The sequence below is a fragment of the Aminiphilus sp. genome, from assembly GCF_029975095.1.
In the GTDB taxonomy this organism is placed as follows: domain Bacteria; phylum Synergistota; class Synergistia; order Synergistales; family Aminiphilaceae; genus Aminiphilus.
This window is the reverse complement of sequence record NZ_JARKPW010000066.1, coordinates 1-5,487: the sequence shown is the minus strand read 5'-3', so window position 1 is coordinate 5,487 and position 5,487 is coordinate 1. Positions and strand designations below refer to the sequence as shown.

General features: G+C 65.4%; 4 protein-coding genes. 1 reads left to right on the top strand and 3 read right to left on the bottom strand.

Annotated features, from left to right (window positions below; genetic code table 11):
• The coding region (locus Q1K49_RS04165; RefSeq protein WP_300523128.1) for an argininosuccinate synthase at positions 1 to 1,236 on the top strand (1,236 nt) is incomplete at its 5' end.
• A gap of 398 nt (positions 1,237 to 1,634) precedes the next feature.
• On the opposite strand, the gene dapB is transcribed toward Q1K49_RS04165, so the two are convergent.
• The 3 genes from dapB to purD all read right to left on the bottom strand — a co-directional run bounded on the left by dapB (position 1,635) and on the right by purD (position 5,412).
• Complete coding sequence (gene dapB, locus Q1K49_RS04160) at positions 1,635 to 2,429, bottom strand: 4-hydroxy-tetrahydrodipicolinate reductase (RefSeq protein ID WP_300523126.1); 795 nt, start codon at positions 2,427 to 2,429, stop codon at positions 1,635 to 1,637.
• Positions 2,430 to 2,646: 217 nt separating this feature from the next.
• On the bottom strand, positions 2,647 to 3,618 hold the full coding sequence (locus tag Q1K49_RS04155) for a radical SAM protein (RefSeq protein ID WP_300523123.1): 972 nt from the start codon (positions 3,616 to 3,618) through the stop codon (positions 2,647 to 2,649).
• A gap of 3 nt (positions 3,619 to 3,621) precedes the next feature.
• On the bottom strand, positions 3,622 to 5,412 hold the full coding sequence (gene purD / locus Q1K49_RS04145; protein ID WP_366146036.1) for a phosphoribosylamine--glycine ligase: 1,791 nt from the start codon (positions 5,410 to 5,412) through the stop codon (positions 3,622 to 3,624).
• Between the last annotated feature and the right edge of the window lie 75 nt (positions 5,413 to 5,487).

Genomic DNA, 5,487 nt, shown 5'->3' with positions numbered 1-5,487 from the left:
GATACCTCCGTGGCGATCGCGTGGCTCAAGGACCAGGGATACGATGTGGTGACCTTCACGGCGGACGTCGGCCAGAGCGTGAACCTTGAGGTTGCAAAGGACAAGGCCCTCAAGACCGGCGCGTGCAACGCCTACGTGATGGATCTCACCTCGGAGTTCGTCTCCGATTTCGTCTGGCCCGCCCTGAAGGCGAACGCCATGTACCAGGGGACCTATCCCCTCAACTCCGCGCTGTCCCGTCCTCTCATCGCCAAGTATCTGGCCTGGATCGCCAAGGAAGAGAACGCCGTCGCGGTCGCTCACGGCTGCACCGGAAAGGGACAGGACCAGGTCCGCTTCGAGGTGTGCGCCAAGGCGAACCATCCTGACCTGAAGGTCATCGCCCCCGTCCGGGACTGGCATTTCTCCCGGGACGCGGAGATCGCCTACGCGGCGGAGCATGGCATTCCCGTTCCCGCCGAGGGATCCGGCGTGTACAGCATCGACGAGAACCTCTGGGGTCGTTCCATCGAGTGCGGCATTCTCGAGAACCCCTGGAACGAGCCGCCCTCCGATGCCTTCACTCTCACCAAGGATCCCTGGGAGACTCCGGACACGCCCCTGTATCTCGAGGTGACCTTCGAGAAGGGAATTCCCGTGGCCCTGGACGGAGAAGCGCTCGACGGCCCCACCCTGATCAAGAAGCTCAACAAGATCGCCGGTGATTACGGCGTGGGACGGATCGATATGCTTGAGGACCGCCTCGTGGGCTTCAAGAGCCGTGAAGTGTACGAGTGCCCCGGCGCCCATGTCCTGATCTCCGCCCACAAGGCTCTCGAAACGCTGACGCTCTCGAAGGACGTGCTTCAGGGGAAGGTTGCCATGGAACAGCAGTATGCCAAGATGACCTACGAGGCGAACTGGTTCTCCCCCTACAAGGAAGCCCTGGACGTCTTCTTCGACCACGTGAACCAGTACGTGAACGGCGTCGTGCGGCTGCGTCTCTACAAGGGGCAGGCCGTGGTGGTGGGAGTCAAGTCGCCGAACGCTCTCTACAAGGAAGATCTCGCCACCTATTCCGAGGGAGATGCCTTCGACCACGACGCCGCGGTGGGCTTCATCAAGATCTGGGGATTGCCCGTGGTGACCTGGCGGCAGGAGCATCCCGCCGATCTCGGCGCGCTGCAGCTGCTCCCGGGGATGAAGGTCTCCGCCGAGGAGACCGTTCCCCTGAACAACGCCGTGGGAGGCAAGTAGGCGTCGCTCTTCCGTCCTCCCTGCCGAAAAAAGCGTCGGAGACATCTCTGGAGGCATCTCCGGAGACGTCTCCGGCATTTTGGGGGTCCGAACGGCACAGGTTTCCCGCTTCGAAAGAGCTTCCGAAGAAATCGGGGTTCCAGGCGCCGGAGAACCGAAGAAGGCCCGGATTCGGAAGGGACGGACAGAGCGCTCTTCGCAGTCACCTTCGGAACTGAACGAAGACGCCCCCGGGATTTCGCCTCGGGGGCGTCTTCGCGTTTTCCGCTTCGCGTTTTCCGCTTCGCGTTTTCTGCTTCGCGTTTTCCGCTTCGTGTTTTCCGCTTCGCGGGGGTTTCCGGAATGTTCAGGAGAAGAGATGCTCCGGCAGACCCTTCCTTCGTGGGCGATGTGTTCGGTCAGCTCACTTCGCGCAGACTGCGGAGCAGTGTTCCCGGGGGCATGGTCGGGAGCGTGCGCGCCACGAGAAAGACGCCGTCCACGTAGACGTCGCTCGAGAAGTCCCGGACCTCGATGCGGATGATCTCGTCCTTGCGGGCGAGAGTGATCTCGTGTTCCGAATGACCTCCCGGAACGGGAAGGCGTTCGGAGTGGACGGGCACGCCGTCGATGTTTCCGCCGAGCACGCTCTTGAAGACCTCGCGGCTTTGAACCTCTCCCAGGGATCCCGTGGCGGCGGCGTGTTTCGCCAGCATGGCCGCCGTGCCGCTCGGGGCGTTGGCCATGGTCGCCGGATGGCGGTCCAGGATGGTCACGTAGGGGTAGAACTTCCGGGCCTTTTCGAGGAAGTCCAGAATCAGGTTGATGCCGAGGCCGAAGTTGGGGATCACCGCCCAGCGGAGTTGTTTCTCCGCGACGAGGCGTTCCACCCGGGCCATGTTCTCGTCGTCGAGTCCCGTGGTGCCTACCACCACGACAAGCCCCCGCTCGGCGTAGCACGTCAGATTTTCCATGAGAATCGCCGCGGAGGTGAAGTCGATGACGAGGTCGGGCTTCGCCGTCTCCAGTCCCTTTGCGAGATCTCCCGACGCGGCGATGCCCAGGGGCTCGATGCCCGCCAGCGTGCCCAGGTCCTTTCCCTCTTCGCGGCACCATCCCCCCGCGAGCCGCAGATCCTCCGAGACCGCCAGAGCACGGACGAGGCTGCGCCCCACGTTGCCCGATGCGCCGGATACGAATACCTTGATGGTCATCTTTCGTTCCCTCCCTCTGCAAGCGTGTGCTTCCTTCGGCGGAAGAAAGCGCCGATATGCCGCCGGGCCGAAACCTGTGCCGGAACATCAGGAGCGTCACAGGTCTTGAAAAAGAAGCGGCCTCGGGAGTTCCGAGCCGACGGGGCCTCCTTTCCGGACAAGAAGCATCACGAAAGAAGTATCACGAAGGAAGAAATTGCGCAAATCCCATTGAGGGCTACGGCGTTCTCCGGGCGAACATGTCCTCCAACCGGGCGAGGACATCGTTCTTGCGGGCGATCCATTCCGGGGCGATGAGACTGGGAGGGCGGGCATCGGCGGTGAGGCGCTGGACGATGGTTCCCTCGGGAAGGGCGAAAAGGGCGCTGGTGAGGCGTCGGCAATACGCGTCAAGAGAGAGGGGGACGAAGGCGCCTTCCCGGTGGAGCCGCTCCAGTTCGGTGTCTCGGAGGACGTGCAGCGGATGGAATTTGACGGCCTCCGCGCCGAGACCGGTCACGAGACGGGCGGAGCGTTCGAGCTGGTCCGGCGCCTCGCCGGGGATACCCGCGATGAGGTGGGCGCAGAGATGCAGTCCCTTTTGCCGTGAGCGGGAAAAGGCGTCTTCGACGGCATTCAGGTCGTGCCCCCGGTTGAGCCAGGCGAGTCCTGCGGGGTCGGTGGTCTGGACTCCCAGTTCGAGCCAGATCTGAAGTGTTTCCGGGAAGGAAGGGCAGATTCCTTCCGCGCTTCCCCGGATGGCGTTTTTGCCGAGGACGGGGCGTTCCGCCAGAGAGGCCAGAAGGTCGAGCACCCTCTCAGGAACGAGGTCGGGGCGGGTTCCTACGGCGATGCCCACCACGGTGACGGCCCGGGACGCCTCCGTCATGGCCTCCTCCAGGCGGCGGCACAGCTCCTCCAGGGGAAGGAACGTGGCGGAATAGCTCTGAAAGTAGAGAATCGCCATGGTGGCACCGAAGCGGCGCAGACAGACCTCGGCCCCTTTGCGGACCTGCTCCGCCAGGGAGATCCCCGCGAGGGCGGCGCCGCTTCCGCCGCCCCGGGCATCACAGAAGATGCATCCCTTTCGTTCCAGCCCCTCCCGATGGGGACAGCCGGCTCCGAGATCGAGGGAGATCTTGTGCACCCTGGCGCCGTAGGTCTCCCGAAGGACGGCGGACCACATGCGCCAGGGGCGGTGTACGGACACTGCCTACGCGTCCTCTCCGTCCGAAAAGGCCGTCTCCGGCGCCGGCGGCAGGGGCGCGAGCTTCTCCCGGGAGAGGGCGACTCCCCGTGCCGCCTCGGCGATCCATGCGTCGAGGCGTGCCGCGGTGTCGCGGTCCTGCAATGCCAGGATTCTCGCGGTGAAGAGCGCCGCGTTGCGTCCGCCGTTGATGCCCATGGAGGCCACGGGGACGCCCGGAGGCATCTGGGCCACGGCAAGCAGTGCATCCATGCCACCGAGGGTTCCCGACGCGACGGGGACCCCCACCACGGGAAGCACGGTGTGGGCCGCGAGCACTCCCGGCAACGCTGCGGAAAGTCCCGCCACGGCGATGATCGCCTTCAAGCCCCGGAAAGCGGCGTTTCGTGCATAGGCGGCGACGGCGTCGGGAGTCCGGTGGGCGGAGGCGACGGTGATCTCGTAGTCGATGTGCAGCTCGTCAAAGGTCTTAGCAATCTCCTTCGCGAGAGGGGCGTCCGAGGCGGAACCCAGGACGATGCCGACGAGAGGTGCGGAAAGCGCTTTGGAGGCGATATCCCGGCGGAAATGGACATCCTTGAAGGAAATCTTCTCCACCCCCGCATAGGCGCGTCGCCGGGCCTCGCGGAGCGACTCCGCCACGCCCACCACGGTGAGCACCCGTCCTCCCGCGGTCTCGACGGCTCCGTTGCCGAAGGCCGTCCCGGCGTGAAAGACCGTGGTTCCCTCCCGTTCCGCCACGTCGATCCCCGAGATGGGATAGCCCTTCGTGTAAGTGTCGGGGTAGCCCCCCGAGGCGAGGACGACCCCCACGGCGGCCTTCTGTTCACCGGGCCAGGCGACGCGGTGCAGCTCGCCCCGGCAACAGGCGGCGAAGACCTCCGCCCAGTCCACTCGAAGCGCGGGAAGCACCACCTGTGCCTCGGGGTCGCCGAAGCGCACGTTGTACTCCAGGAGCAGGGGGTTTCCCTGCACGACCATGATGCCCGCGTAGAGGACGCCGCAGAAGGAAATGCCCTCCTCGGCGAGGCCCTTCACCGTGGGTTCGAGGACCTGGGTCCGGATTTTCTCCAGCAGGGCCGGCGTCGCCTGGGGGACCGGCGTGTAGGCGCCCATGCCCCCTGTGTTCGGTCCCCGGTCTCCGTCGCAGGCGCGCTTGTGGTCCTGGCTGAGCGGGAGGATACGGACCGTTTTGCCGTCCGTCACGGCGAGGACCGTGACCTCCCATCCCGGCAAATAGTCCTCCACCACGATCTGCGCTCCCGCGTCGCCGAGGACGCGCTCTTCGAGAAGCGCCCGGCAGATCCGCTCGGCCTCTCCCGCCGAATCGGGGAGAAACGCACCTTTGCCTGCGGCGAGGCCGTCCGCCTTGACGACGAAGGGGGCCCGGCGTGCCGCGAGGGCCTTTTCCGCCTCGTCGAGGGTGGTGCAGACCGCGAAGGGGGCCGTGGGAATGCCGTGGCGCTCCATGAAGCGCTTGGCGAAGACCTTGCTTCCTTCGAGGCGCGCCCCCGCCGCTCCGGGGCCGAAGACGGCGAATCCCTTTTTCCGGAGGGCGTCCGCCACCCCCGCCACGAGGGGTGCCTCGGGGCCGATGACGACGAGGTCGGCGGAAAGTGCCTCCGCGAGGGCCGTGACCCCCTCGGCATCCGTGATGTCCACGCCGTGAAGGGTTGCGAGAGAGGCGATACCCGCGTTGCCGGGCGCGCAGTGAAGCGCCTCCGTGAGAGGGCTCGCCCGCAGGGCCGCCGCCAGTGCATGTTCCCTGGCTCCGGAACCGAGAAGCAGTATCTTCATGGTCGTCCTCCTAGAATAAAGTTGTCACAACTGGGAGCAGAAATAGCCCGAAAAGTTGTGGTGATAATAGAGGCA

Coding starts and splice junctions, on each gene's coding strand:
- dapB (WP_300523126.1), bottom strand. CDS start 2,429: ATGACCATCAAGGTATTCGTATCCGGCGCATCGGGCAACGTGGGGCGC.
- purD (WP_366146036.1), bottom strand. CDS start 5,412: ATGAAGATACTGCTTCTCGGTTCCGGAGCCAGGGAACATGCACTGGCG.